Genomic DNA, 20546 nt, shown 5'->3' with positions numbered 1-20546 from the left:
CGCATAGGCCTACTCGATGTGCGCTTGGCAGCGCAAACGACTAGGGAATGAGAGTTTCCTGTATGCCGAGATGGCGGAAGTAAAGATGGGAAGCTGGTCGAGACTGAGCTATAATGCCAATATAGGCTCGCCCTCCCTGTGGAGGGCGGCGACAGGGGAGAGCCGACAGGCTCATGAGAGCAGCGATGATCCGCCAGTACGGGAAGCCTGATGGATTCAGTATCGAACAGGTGGCGGCGTCCCGGCCATCCCCAGCCGGGCATCCTGCTGCGCTATCTGTGGTTGCTGTTCTCCGAAAGCCAGAGAGGGACGCTGCAGCGGCGCGAACCGGCCCGCGGCGGCGCCATTAGCGGCAGAAAAGTGCGTTGGATAACGCAACGGGCTGGCGGGTACTTCACAGAGTCAATAGTTAGCGGTAGAAAGGAAGAGCATGATGACAACAACGAGTGACAGACAGTTGAAAATGGGCGTATTCGTCCAGGGAGCGGGGCACCATATTGCAGGCTGGCGGATGCCGGAGGCCAAGTCGGGCAGCGAGAATCTGGAGCTGATCGTCGAGATTGCCAGAATCGCCGAGGAAGGCAAGTTCGATATGCTGTTCCTCGCTGACGGGCTGACGACAGCGCGGGACGCGACGCCATCGGTCATCGCCCGCTTCGAGCCGATCACGCTGCTGGCTGCTCTGGCGATGGCGACCAGCCGGATCGGTCTGGCCGTCACCGCTTCGACGACCTACTACGAGCCGTTCAACCTGGCGCGGCTGCTGGCCTCAGTCGATCTGATCAGCGGCGGGCGGGTCGCCTGGAACGTCGTCACCACCTCGTCAACTGCCGCAGCGGCCAACTTCTCCGCCGCCGAGCATCTTGAGCACGGACTGCGGTACGAGCGTGCCGCCGAGTTCGTCGAGGTCGTGCAGGGGCTGTGGGACAGCTGGGAGCCGGACCCTTACGTCGTCGACAAGGAGAAGGGCGTCTACATGGATACATCCAAGCTTCATGAGCTTGGTCACGAAGGGCGCTTCTTCTCCGTCAAGGGTCCGCTCAACGTCACCAGCAGTCCGCAGGGCCGCCCCGTCATCATCCAGGCCGGATCTTCCGGCGTTGGGATGCAGCTGGCAGCCCAATACGGCGAGGTTGTCTTCACCGCGCAGCAGGCGCTCGAGGATGCGCAGACGTTCTATAAGGAGCTCAAAGGCTTGCTGCCGAACTACGGGCGGACAGCCGATCAATGTCACATCCTGCCCGGCTTGCTGCCTGTGGTCGGGGCGACGGAGAAGGAGGCGCAGGAGAAATACGAGCATCTGCAAAGCCTGATCGACGATGACGGTGCTTACAGCCTGCTGTCGGAACGATTCCAACTCGATATGAGAAGCTATGAGCTGGACGAGCCGGTGCCGGATGTACCGGAGACGCCAGGCCACAAGAGCCGTCCGCAGCTGCTCCTCAAGCTGGCCCGGGAGAAGGGCTATACACTGCGTGAGCTGTACCGGGAAGTGGCGGGCGCGCGCGGTCACCGAATCGTCGTCGGCACACCGGTCCAACTGGCGGATCACATCCAGCAGTGGTTTGACGGCCATGCCGCAGATGGATTCAACATCATGCCGCCTTACATGCCGGGCGGACTAAAGGATTTTACGCAGGGTGTCATCCCCGAGCTGCAGAACCGCGGGCTTTTCCGCGAAGACTACGACGGTTCGACGCTGCGGCAGCATCTGGGCCTTCACAAACCTGAGAACCGATACAGTTAAAAGTAGCGTACCGCCATCTGTTTCCAGATAAATGGCGGTATTTCCCGCGCCCAAATCCTCTGGTTTTTCTCCATAATTCGACAAAATTCTTTTCTCGTTGACACATTTCGAGTTGTGTAATAAAATCGTTAATACCAACCTGTTTACTCGGCTTTTGACATCGCGTGTAAGGATAGCCCTTGGGCCAATGAGTCTGAGCAGTATTTTGCACGTATGCCGCTTGTTTGCATGAGGGACAAGAGTTGGAAGGAAACTAAGGGGGAGAACCGGAATGTCTAAGGAAAGGGAAGTCTCAGCATCTACTACATCGAAGAGGGAGGCAGCTATGAGAAAACAGAAACGGACAAGATGGTCGGCGCTTGTCATGTTCACCGTCATCCTTGCACTGCTCACTGCTTGCGGCAGTAACGGCGGCGGCGCGACAAACAACCAGCCTAACAATACAAATGAAGGTGCCGGCAACGGCAATACGGTAAACGAAACACCGGCTGCAACGGATACACCGTTCCCGGAGAAGTCGATTGAGCTGATCGTGCCTTTCAACGCAGGCGGCGTATCCGATATCCTGGCCCGCGCGTTCGCAGAGGCGGCTAACGGCGTAATCGACCAGCAAATCACGATCAAGAACGTCGGCGGCGGATCCGGAACTGTCGGCAACTACGAGCTCGTAAAAGCCAAGCCGGACGGCTACACCTGGCTGTGGGCGGCAACGGGCCACATTTCATCTGCACTTCATATCACGCCGGCTCAGTATACCCGTGACGATTTTACGATCGTAAATAAAGCGGGCGAGATGGCGGTTACCGTCGTGGTACCGAAGAACTCGCCGTTCCAGACCTTGCAGGACCTGATCGATCATGCCAAAGCTAACCCTGGCGAAGTCACAGTCGGCAACCCTGGCGAGAGCACCGTCGTGGCACTGCTGGCCCAGTTGCTCGAAGACCGGGAAGAGATCCAACTGCAGCACGTGCCATTCCAAGGCAGCGGTCCGTTGCTGCCAGCCGTCCTGGGTAACCACGTCGATGTAGGCTTTATGAATGTCCCTGAGATCTCCGGCCAAGTCGCTGCAGGCGAGCTTCGTGCGCTGGCCGTACTCAGCGAGAATCGGGTTGACCAACTGCCTGATGTGCCAACAGCTAAAGAGCAGGGCGTAGACGTAGCAGGCGGAGCGAGTCATTTCATCGTCATTCCGAATGATGTGCCGGAAGAAGTGGTTCAAAAAATCGATGCGTTGACCAAGGCTGTCTACGAAACCGACCGTTTTAAAGAACTGATGGATCAAGTCGGCTATCAGATCGCTTATAAGAACGGGGCGGACTCCTTGCAGGAAGTAAACGACTGGTATGAGACGACAGAGGACCTGTACAGAAGACTGGGACGGATCGAGTAATGACGCCCATCTTATTCAAGGCGAGGATCATTACGGCTGCCTTACTGCTGGTGACCGGTTTGGTCACGGTCTGGCAGTCGTGGTCGCTGCCGATGGGGAAGCTGCAAGCTATCGGAGCCGGTTTTTTTCCTCAAGTGTTCGGAACGCTGCTGACTGTGCTCAGCAGCGTCATGCTGCTCCTGCTCTTCCTGCAACGCGGACAAGTCAAGGCTTCGCCGGCTGCTGACTTGCAGGAGGAGACAGTACCGGCAGTGGAAGGCGAGACGCCTGCAGTGGAAGGAGAGGAGCCTGTGCATGTGCGCGGGCTAATCTCTTTTATCGTTGTATTTATTGTTTTTATCGTGCTGACGCACTTTGCCGGGTTCGTCATCGCTTCCATGGCGGCGGTGGCCGGGGCGGGTTACTTGCTCAGCATGCGGGGCTGGCGCCTGCTGCTGCTGACGGTGCTGGTATCTGGCATCAATTACCTGGTTTTTGACTATTGGCTGGGCGTGTCTCTGCCTGCCGGTATCTGGTTCCAATAAGCTTTGGTTTTTTTCGAAGGCATAGCTCCATTTTGTGGGGCTTATATTACAAGTTTCGATTGCCTCATGGATTGAAATGCAGGAGGAGACATTACTAATGGAAGACATTCTGATGGGTATAGGCACCGCATTGTCCTGGAGCAACCTCTTAATCTGTCTGATTGGGGTTGCTTTAGGCACGATGGTCGGTGTTTTGCCAGGATTGGGCCCAGTCGGTGCGATCTCCATGCTGCTTCCGATTACCTTTTCAATGGAGCCGACGGCGGCGCTGATCTTGATCGCGGGCATTTATTTTGGTGGGATGTACGGGGGATCGACTTCCTCTATCCTGGTCAATGTCCCGGGGGAAGCGGCCTCCGTGGTGACGACGATCGACGGCTACAAGATGACCCAGAAGGGCCGGGCTGGTGCGGCGTTAGCCGTATCAGCCATCGGCTCTTTTATCGCGGGGACGATCGGGATCATCTTACTGACGTTTCTTGCGCCTCCGATCGCCCAGATGGCGATCCGCTTCGGACCGCCGGAGTACTTTGCTATCGTGCTCGTCGGCTTCCTTGTGTTGTCGCGGCTGACTGACACGTCGCTGCTGCGCAGTTATCTGCTGATCATCGCGGGCATCGTCATCTCCATCGTCGGCATCGATGCGATGAGCGGCACGCTGCGCCTGACCTTCGATACGACCTGGCTGATCGACGGACTGGACTTTACCCCGATTATTATGGGCTTGTATGGACTATCCGAGGTCATCAGCGCGATGGAGCAGAAGTCGCAGAAGCCGATCAAGGCGGATCTCTCGCTCCGCAAGCTCATGCCCAGCAAGGACGAGATGAAGCGGAGCGCCGGCCCGATGTTCCGGGGCGGCATCCTGGGCTTCCTGATCGGGCTGATCCCCGGCCCGGCGACGATCCTGAGCACGTACGCCTCTTATGGTCTGGAGAAGAAGATCTCCAAACATCCGGAGCGCTTCGGCAAAGGGGCGATTGAAGGCGTCGCCGGACCCGAGGCGGCCAACAACGGCGCGAGCGCAGGCGCTCTGGTGCCGCTGCTGTCGCTCGGCGTGCCGTTCTCGCCCCTGCCGGCCATTTTGCTCAGTGCGTTCCTGATCCAGGGCATCACGCCGGGACCGACGATGATGACCAATCATCCGGCGGTGTTCTGGGCGCTGATCGGCAGTATGTATATCGGTAATATTATGCTGCTCGTGCTCAATCTGCCGATGGTCGGCCTGTTCGCCAAGATTTCGCATCTATCACCTCGCGTACTGATGCCGATCGTCATGATTTTCTGCTTTGTGGGAGCCTATTCGGTCCGCAGCAGCTTGTTCGACGTCATCGTGTTGGTCATCTTCGGCATCCTGGGCTATCTGTTGCGCAAGGCCAAGATGGAGCCGTCCCCGCTCGTGCTGGGCGTTATTCTTGGACCGCTCTTGGAAGACTCGTTCAGCCAGTCGACGATGATCTTCCGCGGTGATCTGACCCAGTTCTTCATGCGTCCGATCTCAGGTACGCTGCTGGCGATCGGGCTCCTGATCACGTTGTGGCCGCTGATCGGCAAGCTGATCCGCAGACGCCGCAACCTGCAGAGCAAAGCCGAAAAACGGATCTAAATGTGATCAAAAAGCGGACTATTTCAACTACCTCTAAAAAGGAGTGTGCTGCTCGTGGAGGCGTTGAGCCACGATTCATACGATGTGATTATCGTCGGTAGCGGCGGCGCCGGGCTGCGCGCTGCTCTGGCCGCCAGCGAAGAAGGAGCGCGCGTCGCCATCCTGACCAAGAGCGAGCCTCAGCGATCGGGGGGAACGCTCTCGGCGCATTATTCGTTCTGCGCGATCCTGCCGGAAGCGATGCCGGGCGACAGCCCAGAGGTGTTCGCAGAGGATATCGTCCGCTCCGGCGAAGGGATCTCGGACCGGGAGCTGGTGCGGATCCTCGTCGAACAGGCGGGCGATGCCGTGCAGTATGTAGCGGATCTGGGCGTATCCTTCGACAAACAGGAGGAAGATGCTTCCCGGCTCCATCTCGGCTGGCTGGCCGGGCACAGCTATGCCCGTGCCGCCCATGTCGGCAACCGTGTCGGCAGCGAGATGGTGCGGGTGCTGCTCAAGGCGATACGCAAACGGCAGATTCCGATCCATGCCTTCACGCACGTCACGGATCTGCTCGTGGAAGACGGTCAGGTGCGGGGCGCGCTGGCGTATCATGCACCCACGGGCGAGGTGCGCGTGTACACAGCGCCATCAGTCATCATCGCCACTGGGGGCGGCAGCCAGGTGTACGCGCTCAATACCAATCCGTTCGAAGCGACGGGCGATGGATACGGACTTGCGCTGCGGGCGGGCATCGAGCTGCTGGATATGGAATTCGTGCAGCATTATCCGACCGTGCTTGTGGAGCCGGCCGGTGCAAGGGGGCTGATGTTCAACTCGGGTATCCTTATCCCGAAGGGGGCCCGGCTGCTCAACCGGCACGGCGAAGACTTCTGGGACCGTTATGGAGTCGGCGATCTCAAGCAGGCGACGCGCGACGTCATGTCCCGCGTGATGGCCCAGGAGCTGGCTGCCGGAGGCGGGACGGATGCAGGCGGACTGTACATCAGCACGCGAGGCATGGATCCGGATGAATTCCCGCAGATGCAGCAGCGGCTGCTCGAGGATCTGGGGATCCAGACCGATGCTGAGCTGCGGGAGGTCGCTCCGGGAGCCCATTACTTCATGGGCGGCATCCGTATCGACAGCCGGACGCGCACCGGCGTAACCGGCGTTTTCGCAGCCGGCGAATGCACAGGCGGCATCCATGGCGCCAACCGGCTGGCAGGCAATGCCCTGTCGGAGAATCAGGTGTTCGGCACGATTGCCGGTCGCGAGGCAGCCCGTCATGCGCTGCAGAACCGGACAGACGAGCCGAGCAACGACACCGTGGAGAAGGCGCTATCGCCTGTACGGGGGCTGCTCGAGCGGGCTGGCACCGGCGGCAGCGGGCTTACTCCGCTGCAAGGCTGGTCGCGGGTGCAGCAGCTTATGCAGCAGCATGTCGGTGTCGTGCGGGAGCAGCAGGGATTGGAGCTGGCGGTGGCCGAGCTCGAAGGGCTGCGGGATGAGCTGGACCAGGTTCGGGCGCGTGATGCTTCCAAAGTATATAATAGAGATATTGTCAAAGCGCTGGAGCTCCGCAACATGGTCGATACTGGCTGGAGCGTCGCGGCTGCGGCGGCGGATCGGCGGGAGAGCCGGGGCGCGCACGTCCGTGTGGATGCGCCGGAGCTTCGCGAGGAGTGGCAGCTGAGCGTGACGGTCCGCAAGGATGGCGAGCGGGCCGCGACCGGCAAGCTGCAGCGGCAGAAGGGGTGAGCGAGGATGATGAGAGAAGCGATGGTACCATGCGAGGTGGCGCGTAAGGCTTCGGCGGACAGCGAGCTGACCTATACAACCTATAACATACCTTATCGCCCCGGCATGACAGTGCTGGACATGATGCGCTACATTGCTGACGAGCTCGATGGCAGCTTTGTGTATCATGACCACTCCTGCAAACGGGGCTTTTGCGGCAGCTGTATGGTCAAAGTGGACGGCAAGAGCAAGCTCTCGTGTCGTACGCTGTTGGATCCCGAGGGGATCCGGCTGGAGCCGGCGCTGAAGACGACTAGAGACTACTGGCCAAGTGAGTAACTATAAGGAGGTACATCATGACCTTATCATCCATACTGCAGGAGCAAAGCGCTGCCTTGCAGGAACAGTTGGTGTCGATGCGCAGAGAGCTTCACCGCCATCCCGAGCTTTCGGGAGAAGAGCATGAGACGACGGCACGGATCCGAACTTGGCTTACGGAGTCAGGTATTCCGCTGCGCGAATTGAACCTCGCGACAGGCGTTCTGGCCGAGATCAAGGGCAGCCAGCCCGGACCGACGATCCTGCTGCGGGCCGATATCGATGCACTGCCCGTCCGGGAAGAGACGGGCTTGCCTTTTGCCTCCCAGATCCCCGGGCGGATGCATGCGTGCGGACATGATTTCCATACCGCCTCGATGATCGGCGCGGCTACGCTTCTTCAACAGCAGGCAGATACCCTTCACGGCAATGTGAGGATCCTGTTCCAGCCGGCGGAAGAGACGGCTTCCGGCGCCAAGACCGTCATCGCGGCAGGTGCGCTTGAAGGCGTGACGGCTGTCTTCGGCATGCACAACAAGCCGGAGCTGCCAGTGGGGACAGTCGGTCTGAAGACGGGCCCGCTGATGGCTTCGGTCGACCGGTTCATCATCCGCATCAAAGGGATTGGCGGCCATGCCGGCATCCCGGAAGCGACGGTCGATCCGGTCGTCGTCAGCAGCGCCATCGTCAGCGCCCTGCAGACCCTGGTAAGCCGCAATACCAGTCCGCATCATGCGGCGGTCGTCAGCGTCTGCCGGCTTCAGGTCGGCTCGTCGTGGAACGTTATCCCGGACAGCGGCGAGATGGAAGGCACCGTGCGTACCTTCCAGCGGGAAGCAAGAGCGAACCTGCCCGAGCAGATGAGGCGGGTCGTGGAGAACGTGGCAGCCGGCTTCGGAGCAGAGGCGGAGCTGGAATGGATCGACATGCTGCCGGCGGTTAATAATGACCCTGCCGCCATCGAGCTCGCAGGGCAGGTGGCCCGTGCTCAGCAGCTACAGGTGGTGGAGGCGGTGCCGACGATGGGCGGCGAAGATTTCGCGCTCTATCAGGAGATGGTGCCGGGTGCGTTCCTGTGGATGGGCACAGGAGGCACCGAGCAGTGGCATCACCCCAAGTTCACGCTCAATGAAGATGCCCTGGCCATCAGCGCGGCGTTGTTCGCCGAGATTGCCGTCGAGGCGCTGAAGGCTTACGGAGATAGATAAAAAGAAACCGGAATAGGCGATACATTGCCTTACAACTAGGAGGATCAGCTTATGCCGTCACATGTAATCGATATGATTTTGACACGCAACAACTTTGGTACGGAAGAGATGCGGTCCGTCTGGTCCGACGAGAACCGTCTGCAAAAGCATCTGGACGTCGAGGCGGCGCTGGCGCTCGCCGAGGGCGAGCTCGGCCTGATCCCGGCCGCTTCGGCGGAAGCGATCGCCGCCAGCGCCCAGGGCGGATCGATTAATATGGAGGAGGTCGCTGCCGAGGCTGCGGTGCTGAAGCACTCCTTTATGTCAACGCTCAAGGCGCTCCAACGGCTGTGCGGCGAAGAGCATGGCGAATGGGTGCACTACGGGGCCACGACGCAGGATATCGTCGATACAGGGATGATGCTGCAGCTGAAGGAAGCGCATCAGATCATCGTCCGCGATGCCCGGGGCGTCGCACGGGAGCTGGCGCGTCTGGCGCGCGAATACCGCTTGACGCCGATGGCGGGACGCTCCCATGGCATGCAGGGCTTGCCGACGACGTTCGGCTTCAAGATCGCGGTCGTGCTCGACGAGTTCGTCCGTCATCTGGACCGGCTGGGCGAAGCCGAGAGCCGCGTCTTTACCGGTGTGCTCGGCGGCGGCGTCGGCACCTATGCTTCCTTTGGCCCGCAAGGCCCGGAAGTGGAGCGGCTGACGCTGGACAAGCTGGGACTGCAGACAGCCAATATCTGCTGGCACTCCTCCCGGGACCGCTCGGCGGAGTACGCCGGACTGCTAGGCCTGATCAGCGGCACGCTGGCGAAGCTGGGCAATGAGCTCTACAATCTGATGCGCACGGAGATCGACGAGGTCGAAGAACCGTTCACAGCGGGCAAGATCGGCTCCTCGACCATGCCGCACAAACGCAACCCGGCGGCGCTCGAGGGCATGGTCTCGCTGACCAAGCCGGTCCGTTACAATGTGGCGCTGGTGCAGGAGTCGATGATCGTCGAGCATGAGCGCGACGCCATGTCGTGGCGCGGCGAATGGATCGCGATGCCCGAGAGCTGCATCTATGTGGCGGCGCAGCTCGCGCTGGCCAAGAACATTCTGTCCGGTCTGATCGTCAAACCGGACCATATGTTGGCCAACCTCAACAAGCTTGGCGGACTCTTGCTCTCCGAGCGGGTCATGTTCGTGCTCGGCAAGTCGATGGGCAAGCAGACCGCCCATGAGCTCGTCTACGAGCACTGCATGCGCAGCGTCGAGGAGAACATCCCGTTCCGCGACATTCTGATGGCGGACAGCCGCGTCCAGGCGGTCATGAGCCAGGAGCAGCTGGAGGATCTGTTGGATCCGACCACCTACCTGGGCTCGGCCGGCGAGACGGTGGACCGGGTACTCGCAGCTGCCGAACGTTCGGGCTGGCTGACGGAAGAAGGGAGCGACGCATCATGAGCCGGGCTATAGAGTGGAGCGGCATCATCGCCGAAGCCGGGCAGCGGGTGACAGGCGAGATCACGGTTGCGCAGCTGTCCCATGGCGGACCGGTCCGCATGCCGGTGCTGATCGTCAATGGCGCCGCAGACGGACCGTGTCTGTGGCTCAATGGTGCCGTGCACGGCGACGAGATCAACGGGCCGATGGCGATCCGCAACCTGATGCACCGGCTGGATCCGGCCAAGCTCAAAGGAGCGGTCATCGCTACCCCGATCTCCAATCCGCTGGCGCTGCAGGCCCGGCAGAAGAACACGCCGCAGGACGGCCTCGATCTGGACATGCAGTTCCCAGGCAGCCCGGTCGGGACAATCTCGCAGCGGATGGCGGACGTGCTGTTCCAGGGGATCAAGCAGTATGCCACGCATCTGATTGATTTTCATACGTTGGGCTCTTACTTTGACGCGCTGCCCTATACGGTATTCAAACGGATCCCCGCAGCGGAAGCACGCGTGAGCGACGAGGCGGAAGCGATGGCTCGCGTATTTGACGGTTCCGCGCATTGCCGGGTTGACCTGGGCGGTGCGGTCAGCGAGCTGCCGGGCAATGTCGCTGGCTTCCTCGATGTCCAGTGTCTGGTGCACGGCATTCCTGCCTTTATGGCGGAGATCGGCACAGGCGGGGTGTTGGAGCCGGACATGGTGACGTTCGGGGAACGGGGGATTGAGGCGATCCTGCGCCATTTGGGCATGACCGAGCTCGCGGTTCCGGCGGCTTTAGGGCTGCCAGCGCGCAAGCCGACCGTGACCGGACGCCGTTTTCTGTATACGGATCACGGCGGTCTGGCGATCGACATGGCGCCGAGCGGCAGCTTTCTGGAGCCGGGCGACCGGCTATGCCGGATCGTCGACATGTTCGGTACGGTACAGGACGTCCGGGTCGAGCAGCCGATGTATGTCATCGCGACGCGGCGCAATCCGCCGGTCGATACCGGCGACCGGATCGCTTTTGTAGGCACTGCCTGGACTGAAGGAGGAGAGGGGTAATGGCTGAGTTTAGACTGGCGACGCTTGCGGACGGCCCGCAGCTGCTGGATCTGTCTTTGCGCGCCTATGAGCCGATCCGTCAGCTGGGCATTCATTTTGCTGCCGCTACCGCGGATCTGGCGCTGGTGGAGAAGAATCTCACCAACAACATGTGTCTTGTGATGGAGGAAGAGGGACGGATCGTCTCGACCATCTCGGTGCGCATGCCGTGGGGACCCCAGCCGGGGCCATACGGGGTGCCCCACCTGTGGTGGTTCGCCAGCGATCCGGATGCGAACAGGAAGGGCATCGGCCGCGAGATGATCACCTGGTGCGAGGAGACGATGCTGCGTGATACGCTGAAGACGCCGGCGGTCTCGCTAGGTACGGCAGACAAGCATCCGTGGCTGATCGAGATGTACGAACGCCGCGGCTACGAGATCCAGGGCTCCAAGGACCTGGGACGCGGACACATAACCATTTTTATGAAAAAAATACTCATCCCCGAGTTCAGAGCTTAGGAGGCTTCCCGATGGACCGTTTTACGATTGATGCCTTACCTGTCTTCGAATCGCTTCGCAATCCCGTCATCGACCAGATGGTGAGCCATACCTCGGTCCGGTCGTTCGACCCGGAGCGGGCGCTGCCCGAGGGTATCGTAGAGACCATTGTGACGGCAGCGCAGAGCGCTTCGACCTCTTCCAATTTCCAATCCTGGAGCCTCGTAGTCGTTCGCGATCCCGAGCGCAAGGCGCAGCTGCAGGAACTGTGCGACAACCAGGCATTCATCGGTCAGGCGCCGCTGTTCCTCGTATTCTGCGCGGATACGTACCGCCACCAGCATGTGACCCGGAAACAGGGATATGACTTTGGTTCCAACTATCTGGAGCTGCTGCTCGTCTCGATGATGGACAGCGCACTGGCTGTGCAAAATGCGTCGCTGGCTGCCGAGAGTGTAGGTTTGGGCTGCTGCATGGTCGGCGCCATCCGCAACCGGGCCCGCGAGGTCGCCGAGCTGCTGGAGCTGCCGCCGGGCGTATTTGCTACTGTCGGTCTGGCTGTCGGTCATCCGGCCAAGCCGCGAGGCGCAGTCCGCCCCCGTCTGCCCCAAGCGATCGTGGCGCATGAAGAGACATATTCGCTAGAGAAGCTGGAAGAAGGTCTTGCGGCCTACGATGAGCGGATGGCGGATACCGGCGCTTATGAAGGGCGCCGCGTCCGCATACCCGGCGTTACGCCGGAAGCGGATCAGGATACGGCTTATTACAGCTGGCTGGAGCACACAGCGCGGCGGATGGCGCGGGGCAATGAATTCCGCCGCGATCTGGCGCCGTTCCTCCGAGAGCACGGCTTCGTGTTGGAATAAAGCATAGAACGAGAGGAGCAGGCAACCATGACGACTTGGAGCCGGGATTTGCTGTTTCAACTGCTTCGCCATTATGACGTGCCTTATCTGTTTGGCAATCCAGGGACCTCGGAGCTGCCGTTCATCGACGGCGTGCCCAAGCATGAGGGGTTCGAATATATCACTGCGCTGCATGAAGCCAATGCCGTAGGCATGGCGATGGGCTACGCCCGGCAATCGGGCAAGCCTGCGGTCGTTATCCTGCATGTCGCACCGGGACTGGCCAACGGCATGGGCAACATCTACAACGCCTACCGGGCGGGGATCCCGCTGATCGTGATCGCCGGCCAGCATCACACCCGGCTGCTGCTGGACGAGCCGATCCTCGCTGGCGATCATGTCGGACAGGTGAAGAGCATGACCAAGTGGGCGCATGAAGTACGCCATGCCGAGGAATGGCCGCAGGCGCTGGTCCGCGCCTTCAAGGTAGCCATGACGCCGCCGCATGGCCCGGTCTTCCTCTCCGTGCCTTACGACATCTCGATGGCCGAAGCCGCCGTCGAGACGCTGCCAAAGCCGCTGCACGTCGCCTCGCGGTTTGCGGCAGATCCTGAAGCGCTGCGTGCGATTGCCGACCGGCTGCTGACTGCCGAGCGGCCGCTGATCGTCGCCGGCGACGGCGTCGGCGACGCGCACGCCAATGAGGCGCTGCAGCGACTCTCGGAGCTGACCGGCATCGCCGTGCTGTCCGAAGGGATGCCGACGCGCCAGAGCTTCGACAACCGGCATCCGCACTATCTAGGCACACTGCCGATGAACGGTCCGGCGATCCGCCGGACTTACAGCGGCTACGATACGATCTTCTTCGTCGGCGTCAGCGTCCAGGCGCCGCTGGCGCTATACGACGGGGGCGGCAGTCTGGTGGGCCCGGACACGACGGTGCTGTATCTGCATGACGACCCGTGGGAGATCGGCAAAAATCACGTCGAAGGCATCGGCGCCTGGGGCGATATCCGGGTCAGCCTGGAGGCGCTGGCTGCTGAGATTGCTGGCGGGTTGAAGGGTCAGGATGCCGACTCGACTAGCAGGAGCGGGGCTGCGTTGGCGAAGCGGAGCGCAGCCGTGCAAGCGCAGGCACAGGCCCGGCGGGAGCAGCTGGCCGCCGTACGCGAGAGCGACCGCAGCAAGGGCGTGCTGACGCCGGCGCTGATCGCCGAGGCGCTGGGTCGGGCGCTGCCGGATGACGGAAGCTTCGTCATCGTCAATGAAGCGGTCTCCAATGCGCTGCCGTTCACGGACCACATCACGATGTGGGAGCCGAACCACTATACCGCGGGCAAGGGCGGCGGCCTCGGCCACGGCACCTCCCAGGCGGTCGGCGCGGCGCTGGCCGAACCCGATCGCTCGGTCGTCAGCATTGTAGGCGATGGCACGTTCCTGTACTATCCGCAGATACTCTACAGCGCAGTCGTTACCAAGGCGCGGGTACTGTTCCTGGTCGTTAACAACCGGGCGTATCACGTCCTGAAGACCGGCCTGAAGGCGATGGGCTCGCCGCTCGGCGGCGCGCATCTGCCGTCGCTGGATCTGGATGGTCCGGCCGATCTGGTGCAGATGTCTCAGTCCTTCGGAGTCCCGGCCGAGCGCGTCTCATCACTGGATGCCCTGGATGCGGCGATTCGCCGCGGCATGGATGCGCAGGGACCGTATCTGCTGGATGTGCATGTGACGAACTGAGTCGGTTAGTATGCTGCTTGAGTGCCAACAGGAGAGGTTTTACGCTCCAGGCGATAAGTGAGGTTTCCCGCGGAAAACTTTTAGGAGGATGGACGATGGACACGAATCTGTATATCAACGGCGAGTGGATTGGCGCTGAGAAACGACAGCCGGTCGAGAACCCGGCAACACTTGAGGTGGTAGGCAGTATCGCGTATGCTGGCGCAGCAGAGGCGACGGCGGCGGTTGATGCAGCGTATGCGGCAGGACCGGCTTGGCGCCGCAAGACGGCGAGCGAACGTGCGGCTCTGCTGCTGCGCTGGCATCATCTGATCGAGCAGCACAAAGCGGAGGTCGGCCGCATCATGACCTTGGAGCAGGGCAAGCCGTTGCCAGAGGCCATCGGCGAGATGACTTACGCCGGCAGCTTTCTTACTTGGTTCGCCGAGGAAGGCAAGCGCGTCTACGGCCAATCGGTCCCGGCTTCCGCACCCGACAAACGCATCCTCGTCACGAAGCAGCCGGTTGGTGTGGTAGCGGCTATCACGCCATGGAATTTCCCGGCTGCGATGCTGACGCGCAAAGTGGCGCCGGCGCTGGCTGCAGGCTGCACGGTGGTCGTCAAGCCATCCGAGTTTACGCCGCTGACGGCTTACAAGCTGGTAGAACTCGCGCATGAAGCGGGCATCCCGGCTGGCGTACTGAACGTCATCGCTGGCGATGCGGCGGCCATCGGCGAGACCTGGATGGCGGATCCGCGTGTCAGCAAGCTGTCCTTTACCGGCTCCACCCGCGTCGGCAAGCTGCTGTACCGTCAGGCGGCCGATACGGTGAAGAAGCTGTCGCTGGAGCTGGGCGGCCACGCTCCGTACATCGTGACGGCGAACGCCGATCTGGCACAGGCGGCCAAAGACCTTATGGCACCGAAGTTCCGCAACGCCGGCCAGACGTGCATCTGCCCGAACCGCGTCTATGTGCACGAGTCGGTGCACGATGCGTTCGTGGCCGAGCTGACACAGGCGATGTCCACCATCAAGGTCGGCAACGGCCTGGAGGAAGGCTCAACGGTGGGCCCGCTCATCAACAAGGCTGCGGTGGAGAAAATGAATCGGCATGTGGGCGATGCAGTGGAACATGGCGCAACCGTAGCTGCCCGTGTACAAGCGCCGGAAGGCCCGGGCTACTTCGTCGAACCGGCCGTATTGACCGGAGTTACGGACGAGATGCTGTGCATGCGTGAGGAGACCTTCGGCCCGCTGCTGCCGGTGACGACGTACCAGACGACGGAAGAAGTGATCCGCAGAGCCAACGATTCCCGCTATGGCCTCTCGGCCTACGTCTTCACGCAGGACTTGAAGGAAGCGTTCGAGATCTCCGAGGGATTGGAATATGGCATCGTCGGCCTCAATGACGGCCTGCCAGCGACGGCCCAGGCGCCGTTTGGCGGCATGAAGGAGAGCGGTCTAGGCCGTGAGGGCGGCCATTGGGGCATCGAGGAGTTCCTGGAAGTAAAATACGTGTCTCTGAAACTGTAATCGAGTGACAAGTATCGCATAATTTGCAGGGGCTGACCCTCAGTCATCAAACGATGACTTTGGGGACAGTCCCCTTTACTTTTCTCAGGGAACGCTGGATATGTCACTCGAACATCCTCCTCGGCTCCTACTTTTGACAGCCGAATCAGCTCGTGCTAAGATTGATTTAACTGACAGGAACGGAGGGTTACGTGTGCTAATCTAATCGCGATGGAGACACAGTGAATGCTTAGCTTATTTAGCTATGTCCTGTGATCGTTATCGAGGATGGATGGCCACATGGTAATCTGGGATGCTTGTGCGAGCTGACGTCGGGAGTGATTGCCTCCGACCATCGCATAGGCCAGAGGTTGTTTATCATGCGGATTTCCGATAATGGAGCACAGGCCGAGCGCTTGTGCTTTTTATTTTGCCGACGGAGGGATAAGAGATGAACCAACCGCATGAACAGAATGGACGGATGATTAAGGCAGACGGTGTGGAGATCTATGCGGAAAACTTTGGTGACCCCAGCCACCCCGCGCTGCTGCTGATTATGGGGGCGCAAGCCTCATTGGTCTGGTGGGAGGAAGAGTTTTGCGGGCGTCTGGCTGCGGCGGGGCGCTACGTCATCCGTTACGACAACCGGAATGTCGGGCGTTCGAGCGCTTGGGAAGCGGGAGCGCTGGGATATACTTTTGAAGATATGGCAGATGATGCGATCCGGGTTCTGGATGCTTACGGCATCGGGAGCGCGCATATCGCAGGGATGTCAATGGGCGGCATGCTGACACAGATGATCGCCCTTCGCCACCCTCAGCGGGTGCTGACGATCAGCTTGATCGCCACGTCCAACTTTGCTGCAGAGCTGCCGCCGCCGGAAGAACGGGTCAATGCTTTTTTCGAGCAGGCGGGTGACGTCGATTGGAGTGACGATGCGGCTGTCACAGCGATCACTCTACAAAAATGGCGAGTGCTCCATGGTGAGCGTCCTTTTGACGAAGAACGGGTGCGGCACTTGGCCGCCCTGGAGGTACGCCATGCCCGTAATATTGCGAGCATAAACAATCATGCTCTGATCACCGGGGTCGAGCCGTATCTGCTGCGGACGGCGGAGATCGCGGTCCCCACACTGGTCATCCACGGCACGCTGGACCCGGTCATTCCCTATGTTCATGGCGAGCATCTGGTGAAGACGATTCCCGGTGCCCGTCTGCTGACATTGGAAGGTGCAGGACATGAACTCCACACCTCGGATTGGGATGCGATTATAGCCGGGATTGCGGAACACACCACCGGGAGTTAAGTAGACGAGTCGCTATAACGGCGTAAGCGTCATATGCCGTTGTTACGCTAACGCTCGCCCTGGCGCTTATTTCCCGTTTTTTGCATGCGCGGATAACGTAACGCTCACCCTGGCGCTTATTCATGAAAAAGAGCCCGTTTTGGCGTCGTTTTTACCAAAGTAAGCGCCCTGACGAGCGTTAGCCTTCGAGGCCAAGCCTTTTTGACCAAATAAGGCCGATCGCGAGCATTAGAGTCCGGGGAGGCCGAGAAGGGAGGACCGCGCAACTCAAAAACGCCGCCCCGAGGAGGAACGCGCAACTCAAAAGCGCCGCCCCGAACAGGGCGGCGTTGAACGTTTAACGCTGCTGGCGCTTGTAGCTGAGCAGCTTTTGCGAGAGGCGGATCAGGATTCGCTGCCAGCGGTCCTGCAGGGCCGTCAGCGAAAAGCCGGAGCTGGCTGGCTGCGTCGCGGCGTGCGCGCGCTGCTCCTGCTGGAGCTGCGCGTATAGCTCCGCTGCTTGCGCGCCCGCCACGCTCTCGAGCATCCTCGTCTGCAGCCGGACGATCGCATCGTCCCAGGCCTCGAGCTGAGCGAGCGTGATCGAGGTGCATTTCTTCAGCTTGGCGATCCAGGCCTCGACCGCCATCGCGATCAGCTCCGGTTGTCCGCTCGTCACCGCATGCTCCCAGTCGGACTCATATGTCTCGAAGCGGGGCGCTTCGCCATGCTCGCCGCTGACCACGTCGGCGTCCGGCTTGGCATGATGGATGTAGCTGTCGCTCTCCAGCAGGTTACGGGAGCGCAGCGCCTCTACGGCCTGACGATACAGCTGCGGCACGTCGGCGGGGAACTCGCCCCGCGGACTGATGCCGAAGTGCATCCGGCGCTGCAGCGTCGTATACAAGCCTTCGTTGATCTCATTCATAAGTACGGTCAGACTCATCTTGGTATCCCAGACCATGAGCGTGATCTCGTCTGTCGCGCCAGGATGGCGGAATGCGGTGCCGAGCTGACGCGGCTGGAGGAACTCGTTGCAGATGTTCAGCAGGGCAAAGTACAGCAGCTCGGCGTCGTTGCCGAAGCGCTGCAGCAGCTTGTAGTCCGTCGGGTCGATCTGCAGGATCGCTACCGAAGCCGTGTCGAACGTCTCCGGCAGCCCGCACTCGTCCTTCAGCATGCGCATCGTCGAGTCGTGATGCGCCCCGTCGTCGATTAGCCCGGACAGCAGCTTGTCGGCGTACATCGGCATGAAGCGGCTGCCCTGCGGCTGTTGGCGCTCGCGGATCTGCCGCTCCTGCTGGTCGCGCAGCGACGCCGTGACCGCCTTGCTAAGCGCAGCGGCGAGCACCTTGGCTTCGACCGGCTTCAGCAGATAGTCGATGCCGCCGTAGCGCATCGTGCTGCGCACGAAGTCAAAGTCGTCGTGACCGCTGATGACGACGAACTTGATCGACGGCTCATGCTCGTGCACCCATTTCATCAGCTCCACGCCGTTCATCTGCGGCATCATCATGTCCATGAGGATAAGCTCCGGATGCTCGCGTGTAATGATATCCTTGGCTGTTAGCCCATTATCGGCTTCGAGCACCTGCTCGATGCCGTACTCCTCCCACTTGACGAGCTGGTGGATCGTTTTGCGGGCTCTCTCTTCGTTGTCTACTATCAGTAGTTTCATGCACTCTCACGCTCCACATCGCACTTGAACATATATCTTCTCTATACCCATCCTACCGAATCCGAAGCGGATTATCAAATCCGGTTTTTAATAAAGCTTGCCGAGCCGGTACAGCGTCGCCGAGAGCTTGTGGACCGCATGCTTGTAGCCGTAGGTACGGAGGCTATGCGAGCCGCCAAAAAATGCCGGCAGCAACGACTTCATCGTATGCTGCATCTTGTCCACGAGCTGCCGGAACACTTCCTCCTCGCTGTAAAACTGGGTCTCCCGGCCTTGCAGCCACTCGAAGTAGGAGACGATGACGCCGCCCGCATTGGCGAGGATGTCCGGGATGATGATGACGCCCTTGTCGTCGAGGATGCGGTCGGCATCGCCGGTGACCGGCGCATTGGCGCCCTCGACGATCAGACGGGCGCGCACCTGGTCAGCATTGGCGACATGGATCTGGTCCTCCAGCGCCGCCAGGATGAGCACGTCGACATCCATCGTCAATACCGCCTCGCGGTCCAGCAGCTCCGCCTTGATGCCAGCCTCGCCGAGCTGATCGGCAGATACCGGCAGATCGCCGCCGTGGGCAGCTACGAAGTCGACCAGCGCCGGGACGTCGAGTCCGTCTTCATTATACAAGGTATGGTTGCGGTCGCTGACGGCGACGATCTTGTTCTGTAGTAGCTTGCACTGATACGCCTCGAGCGCGGCGACCGAGCCGACGTTGCCGAAGCCCTGCACAGCCAGCTTGAGCGGCCGTTCGGCGAGCCCGAGCGCGGTCTGCAGGTAGCGGTTGTCCCGCGACGTTTCGCTGCCGAGCCAGGAGCTCTGGTTGTGCAGGAAGTCGTGCAGCATGTAACGCATCGTAAAGTAAACGCCCTTGCCAGTCGCTTCGCGGCGACCAAGCGAACCGCCGTTGACGACGCTTTTGCCCGTAAAGCTGCCGCGATACGGCTGGCCGGGATGGATGTTTTTGAACTCGGCCATCATCCAGTCCATCTCGCGTTCGCCGCTGCCCATATCGGGGGCCGGGATGTCCTTATCGGGACCAAGCACGTCGCTGAAGTACTGGACATATTTTTTGCAGATCATGTACAGCTCGCGCACCGAGTAGTCGCGCGGGTTGATGATGATGCCTCCCTTGGCGCCGCCGAAGGGCACCTCGTGCAGCGCATTTTTGAGCGTCATCAGCGTCGCCAGATTGGTTACTTCGTCCTCATTGACGCTCTCGTGGAAGCGGATGCCGCCTTTGTAGGGGCCGAGGGTGTCATTATGCTGGATCCGGAAGGCCGGCACGCGCACGACGTTGCCGCTGTCCAGGACGATTCGCAGATAGGATTTGTGAATATGATTGGGCGTCGACAGGATCGCGCCCAGCGAACGGAACGCTTGCTCGCGATCGAGCCCTTTCAGATGAGGGAGAAAGTCCATATCCTGTAGCAAGGCGTCCAGCGACTGCTGGACGATCAGACCGGTTTCTTTGGCCATCGTCGCATCCTCCTGTTCGGTAGCTAAGGGATCGCGCGGCCGGGCCGCGCATCTCTTCGTATTCTACCATATCCATCATCAAGGAATCCAAATCGGCGGTGGCGAGGTATACTTCTACAGAAGAGCATGCCATAATGAGGACGTCGGTTGGAGTACAAAGGGCTGCCATATGAGGCAAACCGTAAGGAATCAGCACCATCACAGGGAGGAGGGATCGCATGGACGGAAGGACGAGAGCCAACATCAAGCCGGGCCTGACGGTGGACATCGTGCTGAAGCAGGACCAGCGGACAGGGACGACGACCCGTGGCGTCGTCAAGGAGCTGCTGACCAAGAGCCCGCAGCATCCCCATGGCATCAAGGTCAGGCTGCAGGATGGTCAGGTCGGTCGGGTGAAGACGATCGTTACGGAATAACGAAGAATGGAGTAATGGCCTAGCATGCCATTATCTTGCGCTACAGCGTACAACAATAGCCTGCCTTCGCACCGGCTAACCGGGCAAGGCAGGCTATTAGCCATTCGCGGCCCTATGCGGAGCTGTGTCAGTTCCAGCGACAACCGCCAGGCAAAAAGAG

General features: G+C 60.6%; 17 protein-coding genes. 15 read left to right on the top strand and 2 right to left on the bottom strand.

Translation table 11 applies throughout. The features are described 5' to 3' along the window. The first annotated feature begins 433 nt into the window (after positions 1 to 433). The 14 genes from PA598K_RS24705 (at position 434) to PA598K_RS24640 (ending at position 16837) form a co-directional block, all read left to right on the top strand. Positions 434 to 1747 carry an LLM class flavin-dependent oxidoreductase gene (locus PA598K_RS24705; protein WP_376739071.1) on the top strand — a complete coding sequence of 438 codons (1314 nt, stop codon included), beginning with the start codon at positions 434 to 436 and terminating at the stop codon, positions 1745 to 1747. A 325-nt stretch (positions 1748 to 2072) separates the two neighbouring features. Continuing rightward, complete coding sequence (locus tag PA598K_RS24700) at positions 2073 to 3137, top strand: tripartite tricarboxylate transporter substrate binding protein (protein ID WP_260405591.1); 1065 nt, start codon at positions 2073 to 2075, stop codon at positions 3135 to 3137. Next, positions 3137 to 3661 carry a tripartite tricarboxylate transporter TctB family protein gene (locus PA598K_RS24695; protein WP_128659520.1) on the top strand — a complete coding sequence of 175 codons (525 nt, stop codon included), beginning with the start codon at positions 3137 to 3139 and terminating at the stop codon, positions 3659 to 3661. Before PA598K_RS24700 ends, PA598K_RS24695 begins: the two co-directional genes overlap by 1 nt. A gap of 97 nt (positions 3662 to 3758) precedes the next feature. Further along, complete coding sequence (locus PA598K_RS24690; protein WP_128659519.1) at positions 3759 to 5267, top strand: tripartite tricarboxylate transporter permease; 1509 nt, start codon at positions 3759 to 3761, stop codon at positions 5265 to 5267. Positions 5268 to 5321: 54 nt separating this feature from the next. Next, positions 5322 to 7010 (top strand): L-aspartate oxidase, encoded by a 1689-nt coding sequence (locus tag PA598K_RS24685; RefSeq protein WP_260405590.1) that lies wholly within the window; start codon positions 5322 to 5324, stop codon positions 7008 to 7010. Positions 7011 to 7016: 6 nt separating this feature from the next. Next, positions 7017 to 7328 carry a 2Fe-2S iron-sulfur cluster-binding protein gene (locus PA598K_RS24680; protein ID WP_128659518.1) on the top strand — a complete coding sequence of 104 codons (312 nt, stop codon included), beginning with the start codon at positions 7017 to 7019 and terminating at the stop codon, positions 7326 to 7328. A 17-nt stretch (positions 7329 to 7345) separates the two neighbouring features. Beyond that, positions 7346 to 8515: an amidohydrolase gene (locus PA598K_RS24675; RefSeq protein ID WP_128659517.1), complete on the top strand. Its 1170-nt coding sequence runs from the start codon at positions 7346 to 7348 to the stop codon at positions 8513 to 8515. A 51-nt stretch (positions 8516 to 8566) separates the two neighbouring features. Continuing rightward, positions 8567 to 9952 carry an adenylosuccinate lyase gene (purB, locus tag PA598K_RS24670; protein WP_128659516.1) on the top strand — a complete coding sequence of 462 codons (1386 nt, stop codon included), beginning with the start codon at positions 8567 to 8569 and terminating at the stop codon, positions 9950 to 9952. Then, positions 9949 to 10977, top strand: coding sequence for a M14 family metallopeptidase (locus tag PA598K_RS24665; protein ID WP_128659515.1), 1029 nt, complete (start codon positions 9949 to 9951; stop codon positions 10975 to 10977). The genes purB and PA598K_RS24665 overlap by 4 nt, the downstream gene beginning before the upstream one ends. Next, positions 10977 to 11477, top strand: coding sequence for a GNAT family N-acetyltransferase (locus PA598K_RS24660; protein ID WP_128659514.1), 501 nt, complete (start codon positions 10977 to 10979; stop codon positions 11475 to 11477). The genes PA598K_RS24665 and PA598K_RS24660 overlap by 1 nt, the downstream gene beginning before the upstream one ends. An 11-nt stretch (positions 11478 to 11488) precedes the next feature. Beyond that, a complete protein-coding gene (locus PA598K_RS24655) occupies positions 11489 to 12322 on the top strand; it encodes an NADPH-dependent oxidoreductase (RefSeq protein ID WP_128659513.1) in 834 nt (277 codons plus the stop codon). Between the two features lie 27 nt (positions 12323 to 12349). Continuing rightward, entirely contained in the window at positions 12350 to 14038 is a 1689-nt protein-coding gene (locus PA598K_RS24650; protein WP_128659512.1) for a thiamine pyrophosphate-binding protein, read from the top strand. A gap of 95 nt (positions 14039 to 14133) precedes the next feature. Then, the gene (locus PA598K_RS24645; RefSeq protein WP_128659511.1) at positions 14134 to 15552 is read left to right on the top strand and encodes an NAD-dependent succinate-semialdehyde dehydrogenase; all 1419 of its coding nucleotides are present in this window, start codon (positions 14134 to 14136) and stop codon (positions 15550 to 15552) included. 430 nt (positions 15553 to 15982) lie between these two features. Then, the gene (locus tag PA598K_RS24640; protein WP_128659510.1) at positions 15983 to 16837 is read left to right on the top strand and encodes an alpha/beta fold hydrolase; all 855 of its coding nucleotides are present in this window, start codon (positions 15983 to 15985) and stop codon (positions 16835 to 16837) included. A gap of 337 nt (positions 16838 to 17174) precedes the next feature. On the opposite strand, the gene PA598K_RS24635 is transcribed toward PA598K_RS24640, so the two are convergent. Next, on the bottom strand, positions 17175 to 18494 hold the full coding sequence (locus PA598K_RS24635) for a response regulator (RefSeq protein WP_128659509.1): 1320 nt from the start codon (positions 18492 to 18494) through the stop codon (positions 17175 to 17177). Positions 18495 to 18581: 87 nt separating this feature from the next. Next, positions 18582 to 19970 (bottom strand): Glu/Leu/Phe/Val family dehydrogenase, encoded by a 1389-nt coding sequence (locus tag PA598K_RS24630; RefSeq protein WP_128659508.1) that lies wholly within the window; start codon positions 19968 to 19970, stop codon positions 18582 to 18584. Positions 19971 to 20188: 218 nt separating this feature from the next. Between PA598K_RS24630 and PA598K_RS24625 the strand changes: the two genes are divergently transcribed. Then, complete coding sequence (locus PA598K_RS24625; RefSeq protein ID WP_128659507.1) at positions 20189 to 20386, top strand: YwbE family protein; 198 nt, start codon at positions 20189 to 20191, stop codon at positions 20384 to 20386. Positions 20387 to 20546 lie beyond the last annotated feature (160 nt).

The sequence above is a fragment of the Paenibacillus sp. 598K genome (genome assembly GCF_003851045.1).
Taxonomy (GTDB): Bacteria; Bacillota; Bacilli; order Paenibacillales; family Paenibacillaceae; genus Paenibacillus_D.
The sequence above is the reverse complement of the archived record's forward strand: the minus strand, read 5'-3'. Positions and strand labels throughout refer to the sequence as shown.

Excerpts from the sequence above, each read along its gene's own strand:
- PA598K_RS24705 (WP_376739071.1), top strand. The coding sequence starts at position 434 with ATGACAACAACGAGTGACAGACAGTTGAAAATGGGCGTATTCGTCCAG.
- PA598K_RS24700 (WP_260405591.1), top strand. The coding sequence starts at position 2,073 with ATGAGAAAACAGAAACGGACAAGATGGTCGGCGCTTGTCATGTTCACC.
- PA598K_RS24695 (WP_128659520.1), top strand. The coding sequence starts at position 3,137 with ATGACGCCCATCTTATTCAAGGCGAGGATCATTACGGCTGCCTTACTG.
- PA598K_RS24690 (WP_128659519.1), top strand. The coding sequence starts at position 3,759 with ATGGAAGACATTCTGATGGGTATAGGCACCGCATTGTCCTGGAGCAAC.
- PA598K_RS24680 (WP_128659518.1), top strand. The coding sequence starts at position 7,017 with ATGATGAGAGAAGCGATGGTACCATGCGAGGTGGCGCGTAAGGCTTCG.
- PA598K_RS24675 (WP_128659517.1), top strand. The coding sequence starts at position 7,346 with ATGACCTTATCATCCATACTGCAGGAGCAAAGCGCTGCCTTGCAGGAA.
- purB (WP_128659516.1), top strand. The coding sequence starts at position 8,567 with ATGCCGTCACATGTAATCGATATGATTTTGACACGCAACAACTTTGGT.
- PA598K_RS24665 (WP_128659515.1), top strand. The coding sequence starts at position 9,949 with ATGAGCCGGGCTATAGAGTGGAGCGGCATCATCGCCGAAGCCGGGCAG.
- PA598K_RS24660 (WP_128659514.1), top strand. The coding sequence starts at position 10,977 with ATGGCTGAGTTTAGACTGGCGACGCTTGCGGACGGCCCGCAGCTGCTG.
- PA598K_RS24655 (WP_128659513.1), top strand. The coding sequence starts at position 11,489 with ATGGACCGTTTTACGATTGATGCCTTACCTGTCTTCGAATCGCTTCGC.
- PA598K_RS24650 (WP_128659512.1), top strand. The coding sequence starts at position 12,350 with ATGACGACTTGGAGCCGGGATTTGCTGTTTCAACTGCTTCGCCATTAT.
- PA598K_RS24645 (WP_128659511.1), top strand. The coding sequence starts at position 14,134 with ATGGACACGAATCTGTATATCAACGGCGAGTGGATTGGCGCTGAGAAA.
- PA598K_RS24640 (WP_128659510.1), top strand. The coding sequence starts at position 15,983 with ATGAACCAACCGCATGAACAGAATGGACGGATGATTAAGGCAGACGGT.
- PA598K_RS24635 (WP_128659509.1), bottom strand. The coding sequence starts at position 18,494 with ATGAAACTACTGATAGTAGACAACGAAGAGAGAGCCCGCAAAACGATC.
- PA598K_RS24630 (WP_128659508.1), bottom strand. The coding sequence starts at position 19,970 with ATGGCCAAAGAAACCGGTCTGATCGTCCAGCAGTCGCTGGACGCCTTG.
- PA598K_RS24625 (WP_128659507.1), top strand. The coding sequence starts at position 20,189 with ATGGACGGAAGGACGAGAGCCAACATCAAGCCGGGCCTGACGGTGGAC.